Source organism: Celeribacter sp. (assembly GCF_048259695.1).
Classification (GTDB): Bacteria; Pseudomonadota; Alphaproteobacteria; order Rhodobacterales; family Rhodobacteraceae; genus Celeribacter.
Genome location: NZ_JBLXHL010000005.1, coordinates 1 through 25,815, shown reverse-complemented (window position 1 = coordinate 25,815; position 25,815 = coordinate 1). Strand labels below are relative to the sequence as shown.

Sequence of the window (25,815 nt, the reverse complement as noted above, 5' to 3'; positions counted from 1 at the left end):
CGCCGCCGTTCGTGGATCTGTGCGGGACTAGCCCTGTGCGGCCATGCGGATGGCTTTGATGTTGTCGCCATAGATGCACGGGGTGTCGACCGAGCCGCCCCGGAACACCGCGGATCCCGCGACAAGCACGTCGGCGCCCGCAGCGGCGACAAGCGGCGCGGTCGTTGGATCAACGCCGCCGTCGATCTGGATATGAATCTCGCGGTCGCCAATCATCTCGCGCACTTTGCGCACCTTGGATGTCATGTCGATGAACTTTTGCCCGCCAAATCCGGGGTTCACGGTCATCACCAATACCATATCCGCCATATCAAGGATGTCCTCGACGGCGGATGCGGGCGTGCCGGGGTTCAGCGCCACACCGGCCTTCATCCCTGCGCCACGAATGGCCTGTAGCGTGCGGTGGATGTGCGGACCTGCCTCGACGTGGGCGGTGAGAATATCGGCACCTGCATCGGCATACGCGTCGATATAGGCATCCACGGGCGAGATCATCAGGTGGACGTCCATGACGGTTTTGACATGGGGGCGGAACGCTTTGACGGCGGGGGGGCCAAAGGTGAGGTTCGGAACGAAATGCCCGTCCATCACGTCGACATGGACCCAATCGGCGCCCTGTGCCTCAATGGCCTGGATCTCTGCGCCGAAGTTGGCGAAATCTGCGGATAGGATCGACGGGGCGATCTTTATGGAACGGTCGAACGTCATGGGGGTCTCCTCGGGGCCAGTCGAGCGGCGCGACATGCGCCAAAATCAGTCCCCCCTATGTCCCGCATCACCCCGCGTGACGCAAGAGGCCAAGACGACACAGATCATAAGAAATCATGCGCCATGCCGTCGGCTTTGATCCTCGGGGCGGTTTGGCCCGCCCCAAGGGGGATTGGCTAATTCGCGTCGCGCACCAGTCGCACAAAGTTTTCGGCCCGAACGGCGTCCCCTTGCGGGCCGTTGCCTTGGGGGTAGTCGGCGGCGTCTCCGGTTTTGGGGTCCGAGCGTTGCGCCCCCGCGCCATGCACATCCGTCCAGACGTTGCCGAAATACCCCGTGGCACGACCAAAGCTGACGTAGGCCCCATAACCGCCCACGTTTTCGGTCCAGTTTGCATGTGTGGTTGAACTCCACACAAACGGATAATCAGCTTGTCCGGCTTCGTTGGTGATTTCGGTGGTCATGAAAACCGGGTCAATCGCGGGGCTATCGGTCGTGTCGGGCGAGCGCGTGTAGTCTACCAACACTTGCAACTCCTTGACGTTGGGCAGGCGCCAGTCATCAAACCCAAGGTAGGTGTTGGCGTTGGCGTCTTCGGCAAAGGCCAGTGCGGCCTGCCAATCCATTGCCGCACCGCTATCGGTTTGTGACCACATCAGCCCCGTGGCCGCATCGGTTACGGTGCCGTCATTGTTGTCGGTAAAATCATTCACGCCGTATCCCGTATCGCCGCGCACATACATCACGAAAAACGTCTTGTCCTGACCGTGCAGTTCAAGCCCGTAGCCTTTGATCCGCCCGTCGGCAAAATTCACACCGAATAAAGTGGCGTCCTTTGTGGCGTTCGTACCTGAAACGTACAGTGTGCTTGACGCCATTTGTGAGTCGATCAGGCGTTCACCCGCCGCCATGTCACCATAGGCAAAGTCGAAATAGTCCCGATTGATAAAGGGGATCAGCGCGGAGAGGTCGTCGCCCTCAAAGCCGCTTGGATCGGTGCCGCGGAAATCCATCAACGAATACATTTCCTTGATCGTTGGCAGCCGCCAGTCATCATATCCCGCCAGATCGAATGTCTTGGCCCCTGCGAGGGCGGCCTCGTAGCTGAGTTTGTCAGATGCCAGAATTTCGCCATCGCCATTGAGGTCGGGGGTCTGCGCCCACATCAGGCCCGTTACGGTATCGGTGACTGTGCCATCGTTGTTGTCGGTGTAGTTGGTGGCGGGGCCGGTCACTTGGGCGTCTTGGCCGGAAAACGCATCGCCCGTATCGGCGCAGGGGATTGCAACCGTCGCATTATAGCAGACGTCCTGCATCGTGTCCGGGATGGGAAATGGCGCCTCGGCAAGGGCCGCAGTGGAGGACAAGAGTGCGGCGGCAAGTGTTAGGTGAAAGGTTTTCATCGGAATGGTCCTGTTTCATTAAAGCGTGTCGTTTTTCGCGGGGGTCAGGCGTTTAACGCGCGGCGTGGTTGTTCCCGTCGGAATTTTTTCCAAGTTCTGACGCGCGTTGCGTCAGGGGGGCGGGCGCACCCGGTGACAGGGTCGGGTGCGCCACATGCCGGTTGAGCTACCTTTTGGGGGGAGGCGGTGCATCGCGCATGGCGGTCATTGCCGCATTGATCTGATCCGCGGTCAAAGAACTGTTTTGACCGATGAGGCAGTCGATCATTGCGGCTTGCGCTGCCTCGGATGGGCGCGCCCCTTGCGCCGGTGGCTCCCCCAAGCAGCTTTTCAATTGTGCGGGCTTTAGGCCAAGCTGTTCGGCGACGCCGTCCATGGGATTTCCACCCCGCGCCAGTGTGGCGGTGGGGGAGGTTGCCGCGATTGATGCCGCCGCTACGGTGATGAGGACCGTCTGTGTGAGTCGTTTCATGTCTGCGCCCTTTTTATGTGAGACGTCCTCTCAACGTGGGGCGGTTCATTTTCCGTCGGGTTGGCAAAAATTGCGTGGCGTTTTACCCCTGTTTCTGGCCCGTGGGCGGCCTTTCCTCACTCATGCCGTGCAAAAGGCGCCTTCCAATGGACCGAACGCCATTACGCCATTTGCGTGCATCCCGGGCGCGGGTGTTCGTGTGCGCGAAGCCACTCGGAGAAAACCACAAACATTAAACCATCCTAAAGGATAAGGTGCTCTCTTTTGCGCTGTCACTTTCTCCAAAGAGGCGTTGTGTCCATCGCTCTGGGCGGGCTAGTCGGACGGGATGCGTAACTAGATTTTATGTGCCTGTTTGTTCGATTTCATGACCCGGTTTGAAAAGACTTGCGACGACCAAGGCATCACAACACGAAGGATATACAATGGCCGCAACCGTCCGCAAATTGAACATTGGCTTGGCATTCGGCGTCGCCGGTCTGGCCGCAGGGGCCCCAACGATTGCAGTTGCCGATGACGATGGCATGACCGTTAGTCTGGCAGGCGGCGCAATGCAGTCGGATTTCACGCGCGAAAAGCTTGGCGCACCCGGGGGTGTGGTGGATGATGATTTTGGCCTCTACGGTTCGGTAGAAGTTCTTCGTGACATCAAACCCGGATGGGACTGGTCCGCGAGCGCGTCTGCCGTGGCCTTTGCGCCGAACTCATTTACCGATCTTGGAGACGACATCAGCGATGAAAGCTCTCTGACGTCTGACTTCGATGCGGGCATCGCCAATTTCGATATTGGTCGAAAATGGGAAACATCGCGCACGTCCTTGCGTTTGGGCGTGGGTGTCGAGGCGCTCTCGACGTCTCAGGACAAGGGCGTTTCCGCGTTTTCTTCAAGCGGTGGCGGATCCGTCGATTCCCTTCAGAGCAACAACTCGCGAGACTATGTTGGCGCGGGCCTCCGGATCTCGGCACAAGCAAAAGCACAACTCGCAGCAGGCTCCCCGTTTAGCGTTTACGGTGGCGCAAGTGCGGCTGCCACGCGGGGCCAGTACAGTTATGATAAGGGCCTAACCTACACCGATGACGTTGACGGCCCAAGCGGAGGCGACGTCTCGGCGTCCGGAAACGGAGGCTTGGGCCACGGCACACTTGATGTCGGCCTTGAATACGCCCCTACGTCGCGCACGGCGTTCCGTGTGGGTCTGCGCCGCGATATTTTCAAGATGGACGCCGACTCCGGTATCCTGCCTGACGAGCTTCCGGATATCTTCGGATCGACGATCAAGGCGGATACCGTTTATGTGGGCGTGGCGATCAGCTTCTAACGTTCAGACCAAACAAGATAAACCCGGGCGCATCACGCGTTCGGGTTTTTACACGGACATGCACGTGACAATTGCGTCCACATATCGTGTTTGTAAGGCGTCGGTGTTGCGGACCATTTTATCAGATCCAAGTCGTTCGTTAATATCCCTGACGTACAGTTTGGCCAAACCGGTGCGACGGTTCGTCGTGGCCCTTGTTGCGTGGCCCTTGGCCCTGACCGCGTTGTAACGATCCATTCTTTTAGTGAGGCCAGCCATGAATGACGTCCATTCCCTACAACGGGACGCATCACAGTTTCTCGATCGGGTCGTCGTCGAGCTTTTAAACCGCACCACAGTCGCACCAAGCGAAAGGCCTGCCCGTCTGGGCGCGTTGTTCGTTCTCGAAGACGCCATAGACATTGAACGCGTCTTGAATGCGCCGCAGGTGTTTGAAAAGGATTTCGGACTGGTGGCTGCTGTCGGGCCCAGCCGCTTTAACATGAACGGTGCGGACTGGGTCAATCTGCGGGCCAAAACACAGCGCCACTATGCAAAAGCGGGCAAGCCATCCTATTTGAGCGTGTATCGCGACATTTATGACGCAGAGCTGTCCGCGTTGGAGACCGCTGATCATGCCGGATTGGAAACGGCTATATCGCGTGCAGCATTGCGATGTTTTTTCTATGCCTTGGGTATTCAGGTCAACGTGGCGGATTTCCTGCCGCATTTTCGTGACTTGCGCACGATGGCGGAACTGCTTCAATTCAGATCATGGATCGCGGCCTCCGAGGCGTCGAGCGAGCTGACAACACTGTCCCGAGAGCTCACGCGCATACGGGTTGCATTGTGGGACACATGCCAAGACAGCCCTGAATTGGTCGCACTTTTTAACAGGTTCGCAACACAGGGGGATCCCTTTCCTGTCGAAACCATATTCAGCGACTTTTTGACGAACATGTTCGCCGGTATTGAAACCACGACGTCCAGTTTGTTGTGGATGATTGATTGCCTGAGCCGAAGCCCTGATGTGCAAACCGCGTTGCGTGCGGATGCCCACGCACAGATCGACGCGCGTATCGACGGGTTTCGGGACGAGACAATGCGGCTGTTTTCACCTATCCCGTTTGTTGTCCGCAAGCTCAGTCATCCGGCCCGGTTCGGGGAGACGTCATTGCAGGCGGGTGAAATGGTTCTGATCTCTCTGGTCGGTCTACATCGGGATCCCCGATATTGGTCCACTCCACACGAATTTCGCGCAGGCCGGCCTGAATTCCAACGGACCGCGCCGTCCGACAATGTGGCGTTTCGCCCGTTCTTGACGGGGCCGCGTGTGTGCGGCGGGCGCAGAATTGCGGAAATGGAGATCAATGTCGGGTTGCGTCTGATCCTTACACATTTCGAGCTGAATACACGCGCACAACAAACGGGCTTTCGGTACTCATTGGCCTTTCGCCCGGTGCTGACCGAGGCGTTGGAGGTTACTCCCATCACGGCCCCGCCGGCCCCTACGCATGCCTGAGATTGTGAAATTCGAGCTTGTCGGGGCGCGGCGTTATGTTCGGGCAACGGATGTTTTGCGCGCCATAGAGGCTTACACGGGCGAACAAGATGCGCGGGTTGATTTCATCAAGCCCTTGCGTACGCACGCAGCCATTGTCGAAGGGCCTTCGGGGGAGGATAGTCCCGATCCCGCGTCTGTGCGTGTCACGCTTGCAACGGGGAGAACCCTTCGCCTTGTTCCCGTCAGGCAGCGGGCGCAAAAGGCCGGTGATCGCACGGCTGCGGGGCGTAGAAGTTTCGTCTTGCGGTTTGGCCGCGCATATATTGTCATTGCGCCGTTCGGCATGTCTGCCCTCGATCTCATAGAAACCAGTTTTGATCGGGTGCACCCAAGCTTGCCGCGCCGGTTTGTGGTGCGCAGCCTCACGCGGTCCACGCCATTCACGCCACGCATCCGCGCCCTATGGTTTCGACTAAAGGTTTGCGACAATGTCGCACAGATTACCATGCGGGCGCGTGGCGCAAATATTGCCCACATAGAATGCTGCGTGGTGGATCGCTAACCAAGGCAACGCGCCAGAAACCCTGCAATCGTGAAGATTTGATCGGTCTTCATCAAGGATGGCGGATGCGGGTCGGACATGCTTTTCAACAGTGTGATATTCGGGTTGGCCCGGGCAATCCCGTCATTCAACGGGTCAGCGGCATAAGGGCTTTGTGTGCCAAAACTCATCAGGACGGGACGCGGCGCTCTTTTCAATAACGCTTCGACCGAGAAGGGCGCATTTACGCGCAAGGTCTCACCAAGAGTGGGGTCATAATTCAGACGCCATTTGCCTGCAATATTGAGGATGCGGCTTTCAATAAACCGTTCGCGCCATGCGCCCTCCAGAAAGTCCATGGACCGGGATGTCAGCACATACTGTGCCGCCTCGTCGCGGGTTTCAAAGACTTTCACAGCTTCTTCGGTCAGCTGCTCCCGCAGATCCTGAACTGTTGCGTTTGCCTGTATCGGGCAATCGTTGAGAATAACGCCTTTGGTGTCCCACCCGATACTCGCCACATGTGCCAAGATCATCAAACCACCCCAAGAGGTGCCTAAAAAACAGTTGTTTGGCAGTTGGTACCGCTGCGTGACCGCAAGCGCCGACATCTGGTTGCGCAATGTGTAAAGGGTGGGGTCAAGAAAAAACGTACTGTTGCCGCGCCCGAACATATCGGGGGCAATAACGGTGATCCCACTTTGGACCAGTGTTTCCGCCAAAGGCGCGAAATCGTGACTGGTCCCGCCAAAGCCATGCACGCAGACGACCGACGCCTTGGCATTCCGCGCTTCCCAGATGCGCACCGATACATCCGCGATCAAATCACCGATCAAGACGCCGATCGTTTCAACGCGCTCTGTGACGTCAGCCATCACGTGACCTCGACTATTTTGGATGTTGGGGTGCGCCCATCCTGATAGTATCTTTTCCAGAATACCGTCAGGCCCGGTTCACGTTTTTTGGCATAGCGGACCATTGGCAATATGAACCTGCGATCCGTGACCGCGAACACCGTTACCGCAATCGCCGTGGCATCTGCATCCGTCAATAAAGGAGCGCCCTCATTTAACCAGGCATTGGCCTTGTCCTCGGTGGTGCGGATCCAACCAAGATATCCCGCCACCCTGTCATTTTGCACGCAAACGATATGGCAATTGGTTTGCATTTGATAAAAGACAGATTTGGTTGTCACGCCAAATTCAAATTCTGAAAACGGCTCGTGATCGGCCAGGAATTTGAGGACAATGCCCAAGCTGTAGGGATTGCTGGGAAGTTCCGATACTTCAAACGTCATGAGACCTCCCGATGTGGGGTTTGGTGTTGGTTGAGCAGATATAAAGCCGCTGCGCCGTACGATGTTTCATCTCGTATGCTACAGTCTCCTTATGCCTGAGCCGGAGTGTGCATTCAACATGGATGGTTGTCCAAGCAAAGTCATAAGTCCGCAATTTCACAGGTCTATCAGGGTTTTCAAGACGCCGGAATGTGAGGGGACAACTGCAGCTGAAGTGGTCCGGAAAGTTCGCACAGCGGGCCAAGACGCCCCCCCCCCGAACGCGTGGATGCGAGAATGGCGCAGTACCGGAATTTTCGGATCAACTTGAGGCGGCTGCGGTGCCGCATGGCGTATGCGGCAAATGATGACTTACGGGAGGGGTTCCGAACGCGCAAAGTGCAACCTTGACGCAGCCAAACGCAACAATGCTTCCCCGCTCGATCAACGGGAATATGGTATTGGTTCTTATGTGTAAAAATGGTGCCCAGGGGCGGAATCGAACCACCGACACGAGGATTTTCAATCCACTGCTCTACCCCTGAGCTACCCGGGCACCGGAAGAACGCTGTTGCGTTCGGGTAGCGGGTTTCTAGTCGCAGGGCGGGCGGGTGTCCAGAGGTAAAATGAAGAAATCAGCGGGGTTTATCTGTGCCATCGGGATATTCGGCATCCACGGCCTCCTTGAGCGCTTTTGCGACCTCTTCGGGGTCAAATTCGCGCTCGGACGGGATGGCATAAGCGCCATTCATCCAACGCCCAAGGTCGATGTCAGCGCAGCGTTTGCTACAAAACGGGCGGTATTCTTTGGCGCTGTCTTGTTTGCAGATCGGACACCCCATCACAGCACCTGCGAGATTGGCAACCGGGTGCGTTTCTTTTGAATTTCAAAGTTGCCAAGAGGGGTCCATCCGGCAAGGACGACATCGCCGCCTTCGGCCTTGAACCCTGCTTTGAGGGCCTGCTCGAACTGGCGGCGCTCTTTTTTGGGCATGGGGGCCAGATCGAGGATGATTTGCCCCGCAAGGCCACGCACACGCAACTGACGCGACAGGTCGCGGGCAATCGCAATGTTGGCTTTGGTCCCCGCGGCGGGGGAAAACTCCCCGCCTGTGTTGACGTCCACCGTGACCATCGCGCGGGTCTGTTCGATATAGGCAAAGGCCCCACCCGTGAGCGGCGCCTTGAGCGCGCGGATGTCGTCGACATAGTCCATCACGCCGTGGTTATCGAACGCATCGTCACTGTCGTCGAACACATCGGCGGACCAGTCGCGCCATGCGGTTTCCCACGCATCCGCGCCGGAGATGAGCAACTCGGGATCGCCCGCCACGTCGGCGGTCACGGCCTCGGCCAGATTGCGCATGGTGGCGATGTCGTCGAGGATGTCATCGTCTGGTGTCCCCTCGCAGGCAGAGCGCAGGATCAAGCCAAAGGCCTCGTCCGCGTCTTCCATGCCGGCACTGGCCAGATCGTGAAGGCGCAACAATTCGTCGTCTTCCTTGATCGCGCGGGAAATATTGAGCCCCGGCGCATCGGGGGTGACGATGCAGTATTTCGATTTGAACAACAGGCGCGTCGTGACCGGCACGGCTTTGCCCTCTTCGGCGATGTGGGTGACTTGCACCAACATCGGCGCGCCGGGCTTGAGCCCCTTGGAGCCGCGCAGGTAGGCCTGTTCGCCATCGGGTAGGTCAAGCAGGGCGCCGCCCATCCCCTTGAGCAACCGACCGCCCTTGGCGCGGAAAATCGAGCCGGGGGCAGGGGCGGCGGTGTCATCCGCATCCACCACGAAATCGTCGAGTTTGCCGTCACGGATCAGGGCCGCCGCGCGGTTGCCGTTGATCTGGCCAAGTGCAATGACGCTGCCCTTCATGATGTCTCTCCGTATACGGGGTAGCCTGCTGCGAGGAGCAGGTTTGCGGTTTCGGCCACGGGCAATCCCATCACGGCAGAGTAGCTGCCTTGAATCCACGGGATAAAGGCGCCCGCGGGGCCTTGGATGCCGTAACCGCCCGCCTTGCCCTTCCAATCGCCCGAGGCGAGGTAGGTGTTCAGCTCAGCGTCTGACAGGCGTTTCATTTTGACTTGGGTCACGACAACGGATTCGAGCACGCGGTCGCCCACGGCCACGGCCACGGCCGTGATCACCGTGTGACGGCGCCCTGCCATTGCGAGCAAAAAGGCGGCCGCCTCTTTTTCGTCTTCGGGTTTGCCCATGATGCGACGGCCCAGGGCCACGGTGGTGTCGGCGCACAGGACAATCTCGTCCTCGGCACGCGCCACTGCCATCGCCTTTTCGCGCGCCATGCGGGCGCAATAGGGGCGGGGCAATTCCCCCTTGGCGGGCGTCTCGTCAATGTCGGGAGAGCGAATATCGTCGGGTGCAAGCCCGATCTGCGCCAGAAGTTCCTTCCGGCGCGGGCTTGCTGAACCTAGGATCAGTTTCATGTGTTAACCGCGCCGCCGCGTTTAGCGGAAGCGATAGTTGATCCGACCCTTGGTCAGATCGTAGGGGGTCATCTCGACCTGTACCTTGTCGCCTGCGAGAACGCGAATGCGGTTTTTGCGCATCTTGCCTGCCGTGTGAGCGATGATCGTATGGCCGTTTTCCAGCTCGACCAGGAATGTCGCGTTCGGCAGGAGTTCCTTAACGACACCGGGAAATTCGAGCAATTCTTCCTTGGCCATGTTCACTCCATGTTTGTTTCGCCCGCCAATTTGCGAGCGCGTGCAGTAAATGCGCCTTTGATCGTGGATTTTCAAGACCGATTCCGCGCAAAGCATGTGTTTTGGCCACAGGCTGTGGGGTTTTGGCCGCCAAATCGGGAAAGCTGTCGTTAAATCAGGGGGTCAGGACGTCTTGGGGGCGCCGAACCGTGCGGTCATGCGGGCAATGATTTGATCGCGGGTTTGGCGGTAGGCATCGAGTTTCGCCTCGCGGGTCTGTCCGATACCCGTGGGGTCCATGATCGGCCAGTATTCCACGTCGAGGTGATAACACCGCGTCATTTCAAGGGCTTGTCTCTGGGATGCGGGGGACAGGGCAATGATCAGATCATAGGATGAAATGTCGTCGCCCCAGTCTTTCATGTCCTCGAACGAACGGGACCGGTGACGGTGCAACGCGATTCCCATCTCTTCGCAGACCGCCACAGAAAATCCGTCGATTTCCATATCGCTTTTGACACCGGCGGATTGGACGTAGCTGTCGGTGCCGTAGAATTTTTTCATGAGCCCTTCGGCCATAGGCGACCGGACGGCGTTGTGGTCACAGCAGAACAGGACGGAATGGGGGAGTTCTGCGGCCATCTGTGTCACGCCCCCCAGTGCAGCACGCAGATCAGCGTGAACAGGCGGCGGGCGGTGAGCGTGTCCACATCGGCCTTGCCCTCGAGGCGCTCCTGCAACACCCGCGCGCCCTCGTTGTGGATGCCGCGCCGCGCCATGTCGATCGCCTCGATTTGAGACGGTGGCATGGTTTTGACCGCGTCGAAATAGCTTTCGCAAATCTGGAAATAGTCTTTGACGACCTGACGAAAGGGGCCAAGCGACATGTGGAACTCGGCGACTTTGTCGTCGGCCTCATTGGACAAATCGAACACCAGACGGCGCTCACGGATGCACAGCAACAGTTTGAACGGCCCTTTCGGGACATCGCGGTCCTCGCGGGCGGGCAGATCGAAATTGTTGTCTTCGAGCAGGTCGAAAATCGCTACTTTGCGTTCTTGTTCGATCTCGGGGGTCGGCGGGGCCAACCCGTCGTTGTCAATCGTTACAGCAACCAGTTTACTCATTTGCGCCCCCATTGAGCCGGTCAAGGCGGGCGCGGACGGACAGCCCGTGTGCCTCAAGGCTCTCGGATTTTGCCAACCGTTCGGCGGCGGGGCCAATGGCGGCCAGAGCTTGCGGTGTCATTTTCGTCAATGTCGTGCGCTTCATAAAATCAAGGACCGACAGGCCCGACGAGAATCGCGCAGACCGTGCGGTGGGGAGAACGTGGTTTGGTCCACCAATGTAGTCACCAATTGCCTCGGGCGTATAGGCCCCAAGGAAAATAGCCCCCGCATGGGTGATTTTCGCACTCAACGCCTCGGGGTCATCGACGCAAAGTTCAAGGTGCTCGGGGGCAAAGCGGTCGGACAGTGCGGCGGCTTCGTCAAGGTCGCGCACGGTGATGATCGCGCCGAAATCGGCCCATGATTTTCCGGCAATGGCGCGGCGCTCAAGGGTTTCAAGGCGCTTTGTGACGGCCTTGGCCACGGCCTCGCCAAAGGCGGCGTCATCGGTAATGAGTACGGATTGGGCGCTCTCGTCATGTTCGGCCTGAGACATCAGATCCACCGCGATCCAGTCGGGGTCATTGTGCTCGTCGGCGATCACCAGAATCTCGGACGGGCCGGCAATCATGTCGATGCCCACCTTGCCAAAGACGCGGCGCTTGGCCGCGGCGACAAAGGCGTTGCCGGGGCCGGTGATCTTGTCCACGGGCGCGATGCTTTGCGTGCCATAGGCGAGAGCGGCGATGGCCTGTGCGCCGCCGATGCGGTAAATTTCGTCCACGCCCGCAATGCGCGCGGCCATGAGGACAAGCGGGTTGGCGACGCCATCGGGTGTCGGGACCGTGATGGCCAGACGGGACACGCCCGCAACCTTTGCAGGGATGGCGTTCATCAGCACCGATGAGGGGTAGGACGCCAAGCCGCCAGGCACGTAAAGTCCCGCCGCCGAGACCGCCGACCACCGCCACCCGAGTGTTGCGCCATCGGGGTCGGTCCACATTTGATCGTCGGGGATCTGGCGCACGTGATAGGCGCGGATGCGTTCGGCGGCCAGTTCAAGTGCGGCTCGTTCCTCGTCCGAGACCTGCGCACAAAGCGCGTCGATTTCCGTGTCGGAAAACCGCAGCTTGTCGGCGGTGATTGCCATGCGGTCGAATTTTTCGGTCAGCTCCAGAACGGCGAGATCGCCACGGGTGCGCACATCGGCAATGATCCCCGCCACGATGTCGTCCACATCGGGGCTATCCTCACGTTTCATCGCGAGGAGTGCGACAAAGCGGGCTTCGAAATCGGGGTCGGCAGCGTTCAAAAAGTGGGGCATCGTGGTCTCCTTGCCCATCACATACCGTGCAGGTCGCGGACGGGCAAGCGCCCAGACCCCGAGCGGTCAGACCTCGTGGGTTGGAACCTTGTGGGAGGGGGCTGCGTAGGGGCGGGTGACGTCCTTGAGTGTGGCATCGATGGTCTCGACGTCCAGTGCAATGGCGCCATCGCCGGCAAGCGTGATGTCGACGCGCCCGGTGCCATCCTCGCCCGCCACAAAGGCGAGCGAAAGCACGGACACGATGGTGTCGGTGTCGCGCCCGTCCACGCCCATGGACCGCGCTTTGATCACGTCGTCGAACAACAGCACGGTTTGGACACGTTCCACGGCCCGGCCACGCGCCTGTGCCGCCTCGACATCTTCCCACCGGAAGCGGTTGAGCAACATGGCAAAGCGGCGTTTGCCCGCGTCATAGGATATTTCGGCCACGGGGACCACGGCGTCCTGGATGAGGGCCGAGAACACGCCCAGATCTTCGGCATCGAGAGCCTTGAGGTGGAGCGGGCGCTCGCCGCCATCTTCGAACCGTGCGTCTTCGACCATTGCTCTGTCCTTTAGGCTTTGATGCGCTCGACGTGGGCGCCGATGCCCGACAGCTTGCGCTCGACGAACTCATAACCACGGTCAAGGTGATAGATCCGGCTCACAACCGTTTCGCCCTGCGCCGCCAGACCCGCGAGGATCAGTGATACAGAGGCGCGCAGATCGGTCGCCATAACCTGTGCCCCCTTGAGTTTGCCCACGCCTTTGACGATGGCCTTGCCGCCGTGGACCTCGATGTTGGCCCCCATGCGGATCAATTCGGGCGCATGCATGAAGCGGTTCTCGAAAATGGTTTCTTCGAGGACAGAGGTGCCATCTGCGGTACACAAGAGCGCCATCATCTGCGCCTGAAGGTCGGTCGGGAAGCCGGGGAAGGGTTCGGTGACCACATCCACCGCGTTGACGCGCTCGCCCGTACGTTTCACGGTCAGCCCGCGGTCGTTTTCCTGCACGTCGATGCCCGCCATGTTCAACTTTTCAACAAAGCTTTCCACGAGGCGCATTTTGCCACCCAAACAGGTCACCTCGCCACCACAAATCGCGGGGGCAAGCATGAAGGTGCCAAGCTCGATACGGTCGGTCACAACGGGGTGGGTCGCCCCGTGCAGGCGGTCGACGCCCTGAATTTCAATGCGGGATGTGCCATCGCCCTCAATTTGGGCGCCCATGGCCCGCAAGCAATCGCACAGGTCGATGATCTCGGGTTCGCGCGCCGCGTTTTCCAACACCGATGTGCCTTTGGCGAGCGAGGCGGCCATGAGGAAGTTCTCGGTCGCGCCCACCGAAGGGAAGCGCATTTTGTGAACGGCCCCCTTAAGCCGTCCGCCTTTGACTTTGGCGTGCAGATAGCCGTCCTTCAGCTCGATTTCAGCCCCCAAAGCCTCCAGAGCTGTGGTATGCAAATCCATCGGGCGCGCGCCAATGGCGCAGCCGCCGGGAAGCGAGACGACCGCATGGCCCAATCGCGCCAGAAGCGGACCGAGGACAAGGTTGGAGGCGCGCATTTTGCGCACGATTTCGTAATCGGCCAAGGGGCTGACCTCACCGTGGCACGACATGGCCTGAACCTTGCCCTCTTGGAGGGACGAGACTTCGGCGCCGAGTGAAGACAACAGCGCGGTCATGGTTTTGATGTCGGACAGGCGCGGCGCATTGGTCAGCGTGAGCGGCTCTTCCGAAAGCAGGGTTGCGGGCATCAGCGTCAAACAGGCATTCTTTGCCCCCGCGATTTCGATGTCGCCGTTTAGCGGGCCACCGCCGCGTACCAAAATACTGTCCATTGCTCTCGCCTTACGTTTTATCTTTGTGCTGATCCGTTTCGTCCGCCCGCGCCCGTGCCTGTTGTTTGCGACGTGCGAGGTTGGCCTTTAACGCCGCTTTGAGCCGTGCGTCACGGGCCGTGGCGGGCGTTTTGGGATGAGGGGTACGATCGGTTTTCTTATCCATGCCTCCCCATGTATCCAATGGCGCGCGGCCCGTCCAGTGCCCGCCGTTCCGGCCCGTCTACATCCTGCGCCTGCAGCGTCCGGTGGCACCATGCGGGGGATGGCAAACCGGCCCGCGTGCCAAAATCGTAGCGTCGCGGAAAGTTTTCGGCAAATACCCCTTGCGCCGACCCGCGTGAGCGTCTAATCAGCCGCCCACGGCGCTGCTGTAGCTCAGAGGTAGAGCACTCCCTTGGTAAGGGAGAGGTCGAGAGTTCAATTCTCTCCAGCAGCACCATGAATTCCCGCTTTGGACAGGTAACTCGTTTGGCACGCTTGCGGTGTCGGGTGATGTGATGTTTCGGCTGTTCGCGCACTTGGTGTGCGTTCGGGGCGCTCTTGGCGGCTCTGGGTAAAGGATCGGATGGGGGCAGTCGCAGGTGCGAACAAGCCAGACCCACCGGCCGCGAAGGCGGGTGCTTGGGCGGCGTCGACGGTTAGCCATGCGCCTGAAAGACAAATATTAAAATGAATCCGGCCTGACCGTACAGGTCGCGCCCGCGCCGCGCTGTTCGCCGGATGATGTCATGCAGAGCATTGACCTGTGCGTGCTCTCAGTGAGTGACGGACAGCGTTTCGTGTTGGTATGATTTGGGGGCGGGTTTTGCGCCATTGCCCATGGCATAGCGTGCGATGGCGAGGGCCATTAAAATGGCGATGCCCGAGAGCGAATACGTGGCCACAACCACCCAAACGGGGGCTCCGGCGACAAGCGTTGCAAGGCTGCACGCGATAGCCCCAAAAACGGTTAGAACGACCATAAAAGACATCATTTTCACCCTTCGTTACGGTGTCCGCTGTTCGCGTCGAAGACGGCGAAAACCGGAAACACTGTTGTTGTGGCGGTTCTCACCGTGATTGGCGGGCCGTCTTCAAAGAGTATCACCGACAAAGATTAACAGGTGTTCAATTCACGACACGTTGTCTCTCGCGCACGTGATGTGGCGTGCGCGAGAGAGTATTTTACTCCGCCCATTCCCATGGGTTGGTGAACTCGCCAAGGCAATGGCCCACGGCCTGTGCCTCCGGTTTCGCGCTTGGGTCGATCCGCGCGACAAGGCCGCGTTTTTTGTCGTCGATCACCGCAACCACCGTGGCGGACAGGCCGGCTTCGGCCAGGGCGGCGTTGTAAATCCGCGTGATGGCGCGTTTGCGCAGGTCGGGCTTGAACACTTTGCCCACAGCCGTTTTTGGCAGTTCGTCCAGAATTTCGATGTGCTTGGGAAAGGCTGCGCGTTCGTGGATGTGGACCCGCGCATAGGCCATCAATTCCTCGGGCGTGACGGATGCACCCGCAACCAACTCAACATAGGCACAGGGCAGTTCGCCCGCATGGGCGTCCGGTTGGCCGATGGCCCCGGCCATGGCGATGGCTTCGTGACCGGCAAGCGCCTCTTCGATCTCGGCGGGGTCAATGTTGTGACCGCCGCGAATGATGAGGTCTTTGGCCCGCCCCGTGATCCACAGGAATCCGTCGGCATCAATGCGGCCCAAATCGCCCGTGCGCAGGTAGCGGTCGTGGTGGAACAGGTCGTGGTTTTTATCGGCTTCGGTGTAGGTCGATCCTGCGAAAACGCCCGGGTTGTCGATACAGATTTCGCCGACCTCGTCGACGGCACATTCTTTGGGGCCGTCTGCGGTCTGGATCAGGATTTTCACATCCGTGTGTGGCAATGGCACGCCCACGGAACCGATTTTCTTTGGCCCGCCCACGGGGTTCACGGAGACGAGACAGGTCGCCTCGGTCAGCCCGTAGCCCTCGACGATCTCGACGCCTGCGGCGGCCTCGAATCGTTTGTACAACTCGACGGGCAGGGGGCTTGATCCAGAAAAGGCCATTTTCACCGAGGAAATATCGGCATCCACGGGACGCTGCATCAGTGCGGAAATGGCTGTTGGCACGGTGATGACAAAGCTGATTTTCCACCGCTCGCACAGTTTCCAGAAATTGTCGAACACGCCATCGCCACGATACCCCGCAGGCGTCGGGAACACACCATGTGCGCCGCTCGACAGCATCGCCATGATAATGACGTGGCAGGCAAAGACGTGAAACATCGGCAGCGGACACATGATGACATCGGTTTCGTCAAACAAAAGCCGCGCGCCGAGCCAGCCGTTATAGATCATCCCCGAATAGCAATGCTGTGCCACTTTTGGCATGCCTGTGGTGCCACCGGTGTGGAAATAGGCGGCAACGCGGTCCGTGGTTCCGTCCTCGAACTGGAGTGTGGTGGGGTGGCGTTTCAGTTCGGCGTTGAAGTCCAGAAAATCCGCGTGGCTGCCTGAGGCGGCGAGATTTTTGGGACGAATGAGCGGCACGATCCAGCTTTTGGGCGGGCTGAGGTAGGACAGCAGGTCCACTTCGAGAACCGTGTTCACATTCGGTGCGTGGCGCACGGCCTCGGCCACCTTTTGGGCCACGTCGGTTTTCGGAAAGGCCCGCAGCGTGACGACGACCTTCGCATTGGTTTCGCGCAAAATCGCGGCGATTTGCTCGGGCTCCAACAGCGGGTTGATCGGGTTCACGATGCCCGCAACCATACCCCCGATAAACGTGATCGCCGTCTCGTGACAGTTTGGCATGATATAGGCGATGGTATCCGTCTCGGTCACGCCGAGTTTGCGGAACATGTTGGCCGCTTGCGTGACGCGCGCATGAAAGGTGCGCCATGTCAGTGTCTGCGCCTTGTCTTTAGGACCTGACGTGATCTGATAGGAAAAGGCGGGCCGGTCGGGATGTTTCGCCGCCGTATCGCTCAAAAGCCCATAGATTGTTTTTGGTACATCGCGCTCTTCCCACGGCATTTCGTTGTGGATTGCGTTGCGCGCCTCGACTGAACTGAAATCAGAAGCCATTGTTTCTCCCTTTCCTCCCCGCGGCCGATCCAGATGCAATATGCGCAATGATGGCCTCTCCTCTTGGGTCAATAGTGCGGACAAACGCCGCGCCGCGCAAGTCTCGCTGACGGGTGTTGTACGCTGCGTCATCTCGTGTGCCGCAGCTGTGAACGCCACGTCACCCGCACGATTGTCGACTTGCTCTTCTGGACGCCGCGCGACAGGGCGGGTAGCGTTAGCGCACAACATGAGGAGAGAACCTGGTATGGCGGATGTATTCATTAGCGGCAGCGGCGTCTTCACACCGCCCCATGTCATCACCAACGACGAACTCGTGGCGTCCTTTAACGCCTATGTTGACCTCTATAACGCCGAACACGCCGATGCGATTGCCGCCGGCGAGATGGAGGCGAAAGCGCCGTCTTCCTCTGACTTCATCTTTGCCGCATCGGGCATTGAACAGCGCTACGTGATGGAAAAAGAGGGGACGCTCGACCCGACCCGCATGTGCCCACGCTATGCGCCGCGTGCCGATGAGGCGCCGTCCTTGATGGCGCAAATGGGCCGCGCCGCCGCCGAAGATGCCCTGGCACAGGCGGGTGTCGCCGCTTCGGACGTGGATCTGGTGATTGTCGCCGCCTCGAATATGGAACGCGCCTATCCGGCCATGGCCGTTGAAATCCAACAGCTTTTGGATGCGGGCGGGTTTGCGTTCGATATGAATGTGGCCTGTTCGTCGGCCACCTTTGGCATTCAGGCGGCCGCAGATATGATCCGTGGCGGATCGGCGACCCGTGCGCTTGTGATCTCCCCCGAAGTGACCTCCGGACACCTTGAGTGGCGTGACCGCGATTGCCATTTCATCTTTGGCGATGTGGCCACGGCCGTGTTGCTCGAAGCGGGCGATATCGCGCAAAATCCGCAATTCAAAGTGATCTCGACGGCCTGTGCGACGCAGTTCTCCAACAACATCCGCAACAACTTTGGCTTTTTGCGCCGCGCCCACGATCAGATGGACGACCGCCGCGACATGCAATTTATGCAAAATGGCCGCAAGGTGTTCAAAGAGGTGCTTCCGCTTGTCTCCAAGCACATTAAAAAGCACCTCAAACGGGAGGGCGTTGTGGCCGACGATCTGTCACGGCTCTGGCTGCACCAAGCCAATAAATCCATGAACGATTACATTGGTAAAAAGGTGTTGGGGCGTGATCCCGAAGCGGGCGAGCAGCCCAATATTTTGCAAGACTACGCCAACACCTCGTCTGCGGGGTCTATTATCGCCTTTTCCAAACACTCGTCCGACATGACGCTTGGCCAACGTGGCCTGATCTGTTCGTTCGGCGCGGGCTATTCCGTGGGTTCGGTGATCGTGGAACGGGTCTAGGGCGTTTCGATTTTAGCCTTTTCGGACGTGAGCGTGAGCTTTGTCGTGGCGTAACTGGCCGCGCGGGCGGCCATCGCGGTGGCCGCTTCGCGGGTTGCTGCATCAGGGCCTTGAGCCAATGACGTCAGGGCCGCACCCAGGGAATCCACGACCTCGATTTGCCCCGCGCCATCACGCGCGGTGCCTGCGAATCCCGCTTCGATGAGGTCCGCCGCCGATGGGTCGGCCATAAAGACATGCGCAAACGCGGGTTCGAGGTCCGCAGGGCGGTGGCGGGCGTAATCCCAGATCAGCGTTGTAACCCGCGCGATCACCTCGATTGCCGTCCCCGGATCATTGATCCCCGCCGAAAGCGCCTTTGATGAAATTTCGGACAGGGTGACCAGACCGATTTCGGGGTCTTGCTCGGTGGTGCGTTGATCCCCGATTACGAAACATCCCGCCAGATGGCCAATGTCGTTGCGACTCAATTGCCCGCCAAATTGCGCCAGAGGCTGTCCCTCCAACACAAAGGTTCCCGGTTTCGCGGAGACATAAATCGCGCCGCCCTCTCCCGCACAGGTGTTCAGCTCGGCCATATTGATGATCTGGACATAGCCCGAGCAGGGGGCCGGAATATCCGTGACCTGTGAGGGCAGGATCGTTTGCGCGGTGATCGGCACCCCGCCGAGGGCAGGGCGGGCATTGAGACGTTTGAGGCTGCGTTGGGCCTCGTCAAAGCTCATGCGCATCACATCATCCAGACTGCCCAAGGTGCTGAGATGTTCGATCCATCGCAACATGGCCACGATCACGAGGACGACCACCACGATGGTGACACCCATGACGAGGACTGCCGCGTCCTCTTGGTACAAGGTTGTGCGAAACAGGATGATGGTGGAGAGCGCATAGACGAACGCGCCGATAAAGGTCGCGAGTACCGATTGCGTTGTCGTGTCCGCCAACAGCAAACGGTGGATGCGCGGGGTGGTGTTGTTGGCCGCTCCCCGATGGGCCGAGACCATGACATTGAGGCTGAATGTGGTGACGGCCAGCATCGAGGAGGCCAAAATCGTGAGCACAGGCATCACCGCGTCCGAACCGATCCGTTCGGTGAGGGCATCGGGGATCATCCCGCGCAAGAACGCAGCCCCTCCTGCAACTGTGACGGACAAGAGGGCATAGAGTGTCACACGCAGCCACAGCGCCTTGTAATAGCGTTGGAACAGCAGGACCGGCATATAGAGAAATGATTTCATGTCATGAGTGTAGTGCGATTTTCGGATGAGGAAACGGAAAAGGGCGCCCCGATCGGGACGCCCTCAACCTTATTGACCAAAGCGCGCGTGCCTTAGGCCTTTTTGTCCTGCGGGATGCGCAGCATTTGGCCGGGATAGATTTTGTCGGGGTGCGACAGCATCGGTTTGTTGGCCTCAAAGATCTCTTCGTAGCGTGCGCCATTGCCAAGTGCGGCGGCGGAAATGCCCCAAAGCGTGTCGCCTTTTTTGACCTCGTGGAACACGGGATCGTCGCCTGCGAGGTTGTCCTCGACGGCAGCAATGCCTTCGATGTTGCCTGCGGCCATGATGATTTTTTCTTTGGCCTCTTGCGAAACAGCTGCCCCGCCGACTTTCACGGTGTCGCCGTCTACTTCGATGTCAACGCCGGCAGCGTCGAGGCCGAGCGCCTCGATTTCAGCCAGAAGATCGTCTGTATTCGGTGCTGCGTCCTTTTTGCCAAAGACGGCTTTGCCCGCGTTTTTTGCGAAATTCCAAAGACCCATATTTATACTCCCAATGGTACATTACTATCGGGGACATCAGATAGCGAAACAGTCGGAATTAAAAGCGTAAATTGGGCGCATTCCATAAAAAATGCGCCCCGGAGATGCGGGGCGCATTATAGCTTTTCTATGTTCTACAAGGCGTTACTCGCCATGTGTGAATTGTAGTTTTGCCAGTCGCGCATATAGCCCGCCCTCGGCAACAAGGGCGTCATGGGTGCCGGTGGCGACAATTTTGCCGTCTTCGAACACGAGGATGCGGTCGGCCTTTTTCACGGTGGCCAAACGGTGCGCCACGATCAATGTGGTGCGGCTGCGCGACATCTCGTCGACGGCCTTTTGCACGGCCTGCTCGCTTTCGGAATCGAGCGCGGAAGTGGCCTCGTCAAGCAACAGGATTGGTGCGTCACGTAGGATCGCACGGGCGATGGCAACGCGTTGTTTCTGACCACCTGACAACATAATGCCGCGCTCGCCGACATAGGTGTCGTAGCCCTCGGGCAGCTTGGCGAGGAAGTCATCGGCATTGGCGGCTTCTGCCGCGGCAATCACGTCCTCCATCGACGCCCCCGATGCGCCGAACCGGATATTGTCGGCGGCCGATGCGGCGAAAATTACGGGGTCTTGGGGGACCAGAGCGATATGGCGGCGATAGTCACTCCGCGCCATGTCCGCAATCGGCACGCCGTCGATCGAAATTGTACCCTCTTGTGGTTCGTAAAAGCGTTGCAGCAATTGGATGATGGTCGATTTCCCTGCACCCGATGGGCCAACGAGGGCGACTGTTTCGCCCGCTTTGATTTCAAAGGAGACCTCATCCAGTGCTGCCTGTGTCGGGCGGGCAGGGTAGGAAAACCGCACCGCATCAAACGAAATCGACCCTTTGGCAGGGGTGGGGAAGGGGACTGGCGTGGCGGGATCCCTGACGGGATCTTTGGCGCCCAAAAGCTCGACAAGGCGCTCGGTCGCCCCTGCGGCGCGTTGCAATTCACCCCAGATTTCCGACAGGGCGCCGGCGGCACCGGCCACCATCACGGCGTAGATCACAAACTGGACCAATTCACCGATGGACAGGGTGGCCTCGCGCACATCGCGTGCGCCAATCCACAACACCCCGACCACACCAAAGAAGATCAGCGTGATGACAATCACGGTCATGACGGCGCGGGTTTTAACGCGGGTATGCGCGGAGACAAAACTTTTCTCGGTCACAACATCGAACCGCTCGGCCTGTTCGGTCTCGGCGGTAAAGGCCTGAACGGTTTGTGCCGACAACAGCGCCTCGGACGCTGCACCAGAAGAGGAGGCAATCCAGTCCTGGTTCTCGCGGCTCAGTTTGCGCAGGCGGCGGCCCAACACAATGATCGGTACAATGACGATCGGCACGATCAGCAACACAAGGCCCGTGAGTTTGGCGGAGGTGAACATCATCAAGATGAGGCCGCCGATCAGGATCAGGAAGTTGCGCAGGGCCACAGAGATCGACGAGCCGATCACCGACAGGATCAACGTGGTGTCGGTCGTGATGCGCGAGAGAACCTCGCCCGTCATGATCTTTTCGTAAAACGCAGGGGACATGCGGATCATCCGGTCAAACACCGCTTTGCGGATGTCGGCCACCACACGTTCGCCCAATCGGGTCACAAGGTAATACCGAAGCCCCGTCCCAAGCGCGAGCAAGAAGGCAATGGCCAGAGCCGCGCCGAAGTATTTATCGAGCAGAAGACCTTGCGATGCCTGAAAACCATCGACCACGCGGCGCACCGCCACGGGCAGGATCAGCGAGATACAGGCCGTCAGGACCAAGGCAAACATCGCGCCGAGCATGATGAATTTATAGGGGCGGATAAACGGCCAAAGTTCGGCCAAAGCACCGACACGTTTGGATTTTTCGCGGTCTGCGGCGTCTTGAAGTGTGCGGTCGTCGGCCATTTTTGATCCTTTTCGGGCTTTATCTTGCGCACGACTGATAGCGGGGCGGCCATGTCGGGGCAACCTTTGGTGGTTGGCCATGGTGCCGCAGCCTGAAAGAAACTGTTAGGGGCGCAGGATATTCAGTGTATGATGAAGATGGTTTTACTGGCCTTTCAACGCCATAGAGCGCCTGCGCCGCGTCGCGAAATCGGGCAGTTTTGGCAATCGGGTTGCATCCGGGCGCACAACATGTAGATTTGCGACATGCTCCGCCGATCGTGCTCCTCTATAGATAGAGGAGCGTTCCCAGAGAGGAACCGCGAACGGACGTGTGGAGAAATCGCCCAATTCGGGGTGGTGCGCGGTCCATCTATAACGTCATGAGGGCGTAGGATCGCTGAACACACACGAAGTAAGCAGGATTCCCCCTTATGACTATGACGAAACTTTTTGCTGTTAGCGCCCTGTCCCTTGCGGCCTCTGCCGGTGCAGCATTTGCCGCTGATTGCGGCGATGTCACGATTGCCGAGATGAACTGGGCTTCGGCCTCTCTCATGGCGAACGTTGACGCGATCATCCTCGAAGAAGGCTACGGCTGTAACGTGGAACTGATCACCGGTGACACCACACCGACCTTTACCTCCATGAACGAAAAAGGTCAGCCGGACGTTGCGCCCGAGCTTTGGATCAACGCCGTTGCGACACCTTTGGCCGCAGCCAAAGAAGCCGGTTCACTGGTCGCGCTCAACGATGGCCCGATCACGGGGCTTGGCGAAGGCTGGTGGGTCACGAAGAAATTCAAAGAAGATCACCCCGATCTCGACACCGTCGAGAAACTGCTCGATCACCCCGAACTGTTCCCCTACATCGAAGATGAATCCAAAGGTGCCTTTATGGGCTGTCCTGCGGGTTGGGGCTGTCAGTCCATCAACGCCAACCAGTTCCGTGCGTTTGACATGGAAGCAAAAGGTTGGGTTCTGGTCGATCCGGGTTCGGCCGCCGGTCTTGACGGATCTATCGCGAAAGCGGTCGAGCGTGACGAACCGTGGTTTGGATACTACTGGAGCCCAACGGCCATTATCGGCAAATACGAGCTTCAGATGCTGCCGTTCGAAACGGAATACGCCGGCGACGACAACTGGAACAACTGTATTTCCTTGCCCGAGCAAGACTGCCTTGACCCACAGGCGACTTCATGGATTGAATCCGCGGTTGAATCTGTTGTGACAGACGAGTTTGTGGCCAAGGCCGGCCCTGCGTCGGACTATTTCAAGGTACGCGTTTTCCCGGGCGAAGTCATGAATGGTATGCTCGTTTACATGAACGAGAACCAGGCCTCCGGTGAAGATGCCGCTTACGAATTCCTCGCGACGCAAGACGACGTGTGGATGCAGTGGGTTCCGGCGGATGTTGCCGAGAAAGTCAAAAGCGCACTTTGAAGACGCACGTTGATGTGGTCTGAATAAAAATAGAGGGCCCGCGATCCGGTTTACGGTCTATCGCGGGCCCTTTTTTAGAAAAAACGGGAATCAATACCTATGGATTGGCTTATAGAGTTTCCTTCGATGGGTCGTCGCGACCTCTCGCAGTTGAAACAAAGCATTGATGAAAGCTTTCGCACCTTTTCGCGGGCTTTCGGGGATGACCTCGAGGCGTTCTTTACGCCTTTGCTGAAATTCTTGATCTTTTTCGAGAAACTTCTGACAGGCGCGCCGTGGCCGCTCGTCATCGCCGTGATTGCCGCACTGACATGGCTCGGTGCGCGGTCGTGGAAAATCACCGCCGGTACGATCATCGCGTTCTTGTTGATCGGTTATCTCGATATGTGGGAAAACACGATGGCGACACTCGCCATTATATCTGTGGCGACATTTGTCTGTATCGCGGTGGGCATTCCCATCGGCATCTTTATGGCGCGTTCGGATGTTGCACAGCGGATTGTCACGCCCATCCTCGATGTGATGCAAACCATCCCGTCCTTTGTCTACCTTATTCCTGTTGTGATGCTGTTGGGCATTGGCAAGGTGCCGGGCCTGATTGCGGTGTGTATCTATGCCATCCCGCCCATCGTGCGTTTGACCAACCTTGGCATCCGCTTGGTGGACCGTGATGTGATGGAAGCCGCCGAAAGCTTTGGCGCCTCTGGTCGCGAGAAACTGTTCGGGGTGCAAATCCCGCTCGCCTTGCCCAACATCTTTGCGGGTGTGAACCAAACCATCATGATGGCACTGTCCATGGTCGTGATTGCGTCGATGATTGGCGTGAAGGGCCTCGGCACACCTGTGTTGCAAGCCATCGCCAACCAGTATCTCGCACTCGGCATTATGAACGGACTCGCCATTGTGGCGCTCGCCATCATCTTTGACCGTGTGAGCCAGACCTACGGCAAACGCCTTCAGGCTTATCGGGAGACCGGACATGACTAATACAAATGAAACGTCGGCATTTCCTGACGACGACCAGGACGAGATCAAGGTATCGATCCGCTCGCTTTTCAAGGTCTTTGGTGATGACCCTCAGGGCGCAATGACACATGTCCACGCGGGCATGTCGAAACCCGACCTGATGGATCAGCACGGCCATGCGCTTGGGCTGAAGGACATTACCCTTGATATCCCTGCGCGCAAAATTCAGGTCATCATGGGGTTGTCCGGATCGGGCAAATCCACACTGATCCGTCACCTGAACCGTTTGATCGAACCCACCGAGGGCGAGATCTGGGTCGACGGTGAAAACGTGATGCAGATGAGCGCGACGGAGCTGCGCGATTTGCGGCGCTATAAGATGTCGATGGTGTTCCAGAAGTTCGGCCTGTTCCCGCACCGCACTGTGTTGGAGAATGCCGAATACGGTCTGGAAATTCAGGGCGTCGAAAAACATGAACGTGAAGAGCGGGCCCGCAAGTGGCTTGACCGTGTCGGCCTGAACGGGTTCGAGGACCAATACCCCTCGCAATTGTCAGGTGGACAGCAGCAACGCGTGGGTCTTGCCCGCGCTTTGGCCACGGATGCGGATATCCTTCTTATGGACGAAGCCTTCTCGGCGCTCGATCCATTGATCCGCACCGATATGCAGTCGATCTTGCTGGAGCTTCAGGAGGAGCTGCACAAGACGATCATCTTTATCACCCACGATCTCGATGAGGCGCTCAACATCGCCGACAATATCGCGATCTTGCGCGATGGCGAAATCATCCAGTCCGGCGATCCGCAGGACATTATTATGAAACCGGCGGATGACTACATCACCGACTTCATTAAGGACATCAATCGCGCCAAGGTCGTGCGCCTGCGCTCTATCGTGCGCAAAGGGGCGACAGGTCAGGGGCAAACGCTTTCGGGTGGCATGTCTATTGAGGCGGCGTTGCCCAAATTGCATCGCGCACCGGATGGCACTTGTCCCGTGGTGTCGGCCAAGGGCGCTCCCTTGGGGGCCGTTTCGCTCGATGACGCGATCAATGCGCTCAAGGCGCTTGAGAGTGACGGAGACGATGTTCGTTACGCGTGAGGTTTCGTGAAGTTGTGTTTTGGGAAGGGCGGTTCGGGTACGGGCCGCCCTTTTTCGTGGAGCGGGTTGTGG

The 25,815-nt window shown here is 58.7% G+C and carries 27 protein-coding genes and 2 tRNA genes; 8 read left to right on the top strand and 21 right to left on the bottom strand.

The window, feature by feature from the left end:
• Positions 1–27: 27 nt before the first annotated feature.
• From rpe to ACN0Q0_RS10295, 3 genes are all read right to left on the bottom strand, one after another.
• Positions 28–708, bottom strand: a complete 681-nt coding sequence (gene rpe, locus ACN0Q0_RS10305; RefSeq protein ID WP_417243309.1) for a ribulose-phosphate 3-epimerase — start codon at positions 706–708, stop codon at positions 28–30.
• 176 nt (positions 709–884) lie between these two features.
• Positions 885–2,111 (bottom strand): DUF1566 domain-containing protein, encoded by a 1,227-nt coding sequence (locus ACN0Q0_RS10300; RefSeq protein WP_417243308.1) that lies wholly within the window; start codon positions 2,109–2,111, stop codon positions 885–887.
• Between the two features lie 166 nt (positions 2,112–2,277).
• Entirely contained in the window at positions 2,278–2,583 is a 306-nt protein-coding gene (locus ACN0Q0_RS10295) for a hypothetical protein (protein ID WP_417243307.1), read from the bottom strand.
• Between the two features lie 425 nt (positions 2,584–3,008).
• Here ACN0Q0_RS10295 and ACN0Q0_RS10290 point away from each other — a divergent pair, with 425 nt between their 5' ends.
• The 3 genes from ACN0Q0_RS10290 to ACN0Q0_RS10280 all read left to right on the top strand — a co-directional run bounded on the left by ACN0Q0_RS10290 (position 3,009) and on the right by ACN0Q0_RS10280 (position 5,947).
• Positions 3,009–3,902 carry a hypothetical protein gene (locus ACN0Q0_RS10290; protein ID WP_417243306.1) on the top strand — a complete coding sequence of 298 codons (894 nt, stop codon included), beginning with the start codon at positions 3,009–3,011 and terminating at the stop codon, positions 3,900–3,902.
• A gap of 256 nt (positions 3,903–4,158) precedes the next feature.
• Positions 4,159–5,403 carry a cytochrome P450 gene (locus ACN0Q0_RS10285; RefSeq protein WP_417243305.1) on the top strand — a complete coding sequence of 415 codons (1,245 nt, stop codon included), beginning with the start codon at positions 4,159–4,161 and terminating at the stop codon, positions 5,401–5,403.
• Complete coding sequence (locus ACN0Q0_RS10280; protein WP_417243304.1) at positions 5,396–5,947, top strand: hypothetical protein; 552 nt, start codon at positions 5,396–5,398, stop codon at positions 5,945–5,947. Before ACN0Q0_RS10285 ends, ACN0Q0_RS10280 begins: the two co-directional genes overlap by 8 nt.
• On the opposite strand, the gene ACN0Q0_RS10275 is transcribed toward ACN0Q0_RS10280, so the two are convergent.
• From ACN0Q0_RS10275 to ACN0Q0_RS10215, 13 genes are all read right to left on the bottom strand, one after another.
• Positions 5,944–6,801 carry an alpha/beta fold hydrolase gene (locus tag ACN0Q0_RS10275; protein ID WP_417243303.1) on the bottom strand — a complete coding sequence of 286 codons (858 nt, stop codon included), beginning with the start codon at positions 6,799–6,801 and terminating at the stop codon, positions 5,944–5,946. The genes ACN0Q0_RS10280 and ACN0Q0_RS10275 overlap by 4 nt on opposite strands.
• Positions 6,801–7,223, bottom strand: a complete 423-nt coding sequence (locus ACN0Q0_RS10270; RefSeq protein ID WP_417243302.1) for a hypothetical protein — start codon at positions 7,221–7,223, stop codon at positions 6,801–6,803. The genes ACN0Q0_RS10275 and ACN0Q0_RS10270 overlap by 1 nt, the downstream gene beginning before the upstream one ends.
• A gap of 460 nt (positions 7,224–7,683) precedes the next feature.
• A tRNA-Phe gene (locus ACN0Q0_RS10265) sits at positions 7,684–7,758 on the bottom strand.
• A 79-nt stretch (positions 7,759–7,837) separates the two neighbouring features.
• The gene (locus ACN0Q0_RS10260) at positions 7,838–8,044 is read right to left on the bottom strand and encodes a DNA gyrase inhibitor YacG (RefSeq protein ID WP_417243301.1); all 207 of its coding nucleotides are present in this window, start codon (positions 8,042–8,044) and stop codon (positions 7,838–7,840) included.
• Positions 8,044–9,078: a ribonuclease E/G gene (locus ACN0Q0_RS10255; RefSeq protein ID WP_417243300.1), complete on the bottom strand. Its 1,035-nt coding sequence runs from the start codon at positions 9,076–9,078 to the stop codon at positions 8,044–8,046. The genes ACN0Q0_RS10260 and ACN0Q0_RS10255 overlap by 1 nt, the downstream gene beginning before the upstream one ends.
• Positions 9,075–9,653, bottom strand: a complete 579-nt coding sequence (locus tag ACN0Q0_RS10250) for a Maf family protein (protein ID WP_417243299.1) — start codon at positions 9,651–9,653, stop codon at positions 9,075–9,077. Before ACN0Q0_RS10250 ends, ACN0Q0_RS10255 begins: the two co-directional genes overlap by 4 nt.
• A gap of 21 nt (positions 9,654–9,674) precedes the next feature.
• Entirely contained in the window at positions 9,675–9,893 is a 219-nt protein-coding gene (gene infA / locus ACN0Q0_RS10245; RefSeq protein WP_062220139.1) for a translation initiation factor IF-1, read from the bottom strand.
• 162 nt (positions 9,894–10,055) lie between these two features.
• Positions 10,056–10,514: a low molecular weight phosphatase family protein gene (locus tag ACN0Q0_RS10240; RefSeq protein WP_417243298.1), complete on the bottom strand. Its 459-nt coding sequence runs from the start codon at positions 10,512–10,514 to the stop codon at positions 10,056–10,058.
• A 5-nt stretch (positions 10,515–10,519) separates the two neighbouring features.
• Complete coding sequence (locus ACN0Q0_RS10235; RefSeq protein ID WP_417243297.1) at positions 10,520–10,999, bottom strand: UPF0262 family protein; 480 nt, start codon at positions 10,997–10,999, stop codon at positions 10,520–10,522.
• Positions 10,992–12,305 (bottom strand): histidinol dehydrogenase, encoded by a 1,314-nt coding sequence (gene hisD / locus ACN0Q0_RS10230; protein ID WP_417243296.1) that lies wholly within the window; start codon positions 12,303–12,305, stop codon positions 10,992–10,994. Before hisD ends, ACN0Q0_RS10235 begins: the two co-directional genes overlap by 8 nt.
• A 66-nt stretch (positions 12,306–12,371) precedes the next feature.
• Complete coding sequence (locus ACN0Q0_RS10225; RefSeq protein WP_417243295.1) at positions 12,372–12,851, bottom strand: DUF2948 family protein; 480 nt, start codon at positions 12,849–12,851, stop codon at positions 12,372–12,374.
• Between the two features lie 11 nt (positions 12,852–12,862).
• A complete protein-coding gene (gene murA, locus ACN0Q0_RS10220; RefSeq protein WP_417243294.1) occupies positions 12,863–14,131 on the bottom strand; it encodes a UDP-N-acetylglucosamine 1-carboxyvinyltransferase in 1,269 nt (422 codons plus the stop codon).
• A gap of 10 nt (positions 14,132–14,141) precedes the next feature.
• On the bottom strand, positions 14,142–14,297 hold the full coding sequence (locus ACN0Q0_RS10215; protein ID WP_417243293.1) for a hypothetical protein: 156 nt from the start codon (positions 14,295–14,297) through the stop codon (positions 14,142–14,144).
• A gap of 201 nt (positions 14,298–14,498) precedes the next feature.
• On the opposite strand from ACN0Q0_RS10215, the gene ACN0Q0_RS10210 reads away from it, so the two are divergent.
• Positions 14,499–14,573 (top strand) — tRNA-Thr (locus tag ACN0Q0_RS10210).
• 316 nt (positions 14,574–14,889) lie between these two features.
• Here the strand turns inward: ACN0Q0_RS10210 and ACN0Q0_RS10205 are convergent.
• Positions 14,890–15,096, bottom strand: coding sequence for a hypothetical protein (locus ACN0Q0_RS10205; RefSeq protein ID WP_417243292.1), 207 nt, complete (start codon positions 15,094–15,096; stop codon positions 14,890–14,892).
• Between the two features lie 202 nt (positions 15,097–15,298).
• A complete protein-coding gene (locus ACN0Q0_RS10200) occupies positions 15,299–17,194 on the bottom strand; it encodes an acyl-CoA synthetase (protein WP_417243291.1) in 1,896 nt (631 codons plus the stop codon).
• A 247-nt stretch (positions 17,195–17,441) separates the two neighbouring features.
• Between ACN0Q0_RS10200 and ACN0Q0_RS10195 the strand changes: the two genes are divergently transcribed.
• Complete coding sequence (locus ACN0Q0_RS10195; protein ID WP_417243290.1) at positions 17,442–18,560, top strand: beta-ketoacyl-ACP synthase III; 1,119 nt, start codon at positions 17,442–17,444, stop codon at positions 18,558–18,560.
• On the opposite strand, the gene ACN0Q0_RS10190 is transcribed toward ACN0Q0_RS10195, so the two are convergent.
• The 3 genes from ACN0Q0_RS10190 to ACN0Q0_RS10180 form a co-directional block, all read right to left on the bottom strand.
• Positions 18,557–19,798, bottom strand: coding sequence for a DUF2254 domain-containing protein (locus ACN0Q0_RS10190; protein ID WP_417243289.1), 1,242 nt, complete (start codon positions 19,796–19,798; stop codon positions 18,557–18,559). The genes ACN0Q0_RS10195 and ACN0Q0_RS10190 overlap by 4 nt on opposite strands.
• 92 nt (positions 19,799–19,890) lie before the next feature.
• Positions 19,891–20,322 (bottom strand): peptidoglycan-binding protein LysM, encoded by a 432-nt coding sequence (gene lysM, locus ACN0Q0_RS10185; RefSeq protein WP_417243288.1) that lies wholly within the window; start codon positions 20,320–20,322, stop codon positions 19,891–19,893.
• A 144-nt stretch (positions 20,323–20,466) separates the two neighbouring features.
• A complete protein-coding gene (locus ACN0Q0_RS10180) occupies positions 20,467–22,254 on the bottom strand; it encodes an ABC transporter transmembrane domain-containing protein (protein ID WP_417243287.1) in 1,788 nt (595 codons plus the stop codon).
• Between the two features lie 419 nt (positions 22,255–22,673).
• Between ACN0Q0_RS10180 and ACN0Q0_RS10175 the strand changes: the two genes are divergently transcribed.
• From ACN0Q0_RS10175 to ACN0Q0_RS10165, 3 genes are all read left to right on the top strand, one after another.
• On the top strand, positions 22,674–23,675 hold the full coding sequence (locus tag ACN0Q0_RS10175; protein WP_417243626.1) for a glycine betaine ABC transporter substrate-binding protein: 1,002 nt from the start codon (positions 22,674–22,676) through the stop codon (positions 23,673–23,675).
• 99 nt (positions 23,676–23,774) lie between these two features.
• Positions 23,775–24,662 (top strand): ABC transporter permease, encoded by an 888-nt coding sequence (locus tag ACN0Q0_RS10170; RefSeq protein WP_417243286.1) that lies wholly within the window; start codon positions 23,775–23,777, stop codon positions 24,660–24,662.
• Complete coding sequence (locus ACN0Q0_RS10165; protein WP_417243285.1) at positions 24,655–25,743, top strand: quaternary amine ABC transporter ATP-binding protein; 1,089 nt, start codon at positions 24,655–24,657, stop codon at positions 25,741–25,743. The genes ACN0Q0_RS10170 and ACN0Q0_RS10165 overlap by 8 nt, the downstream gene beginning before the upstream one ends.
• Positions 25,744–25,815 lie beyond the last annotated feature (72 nt).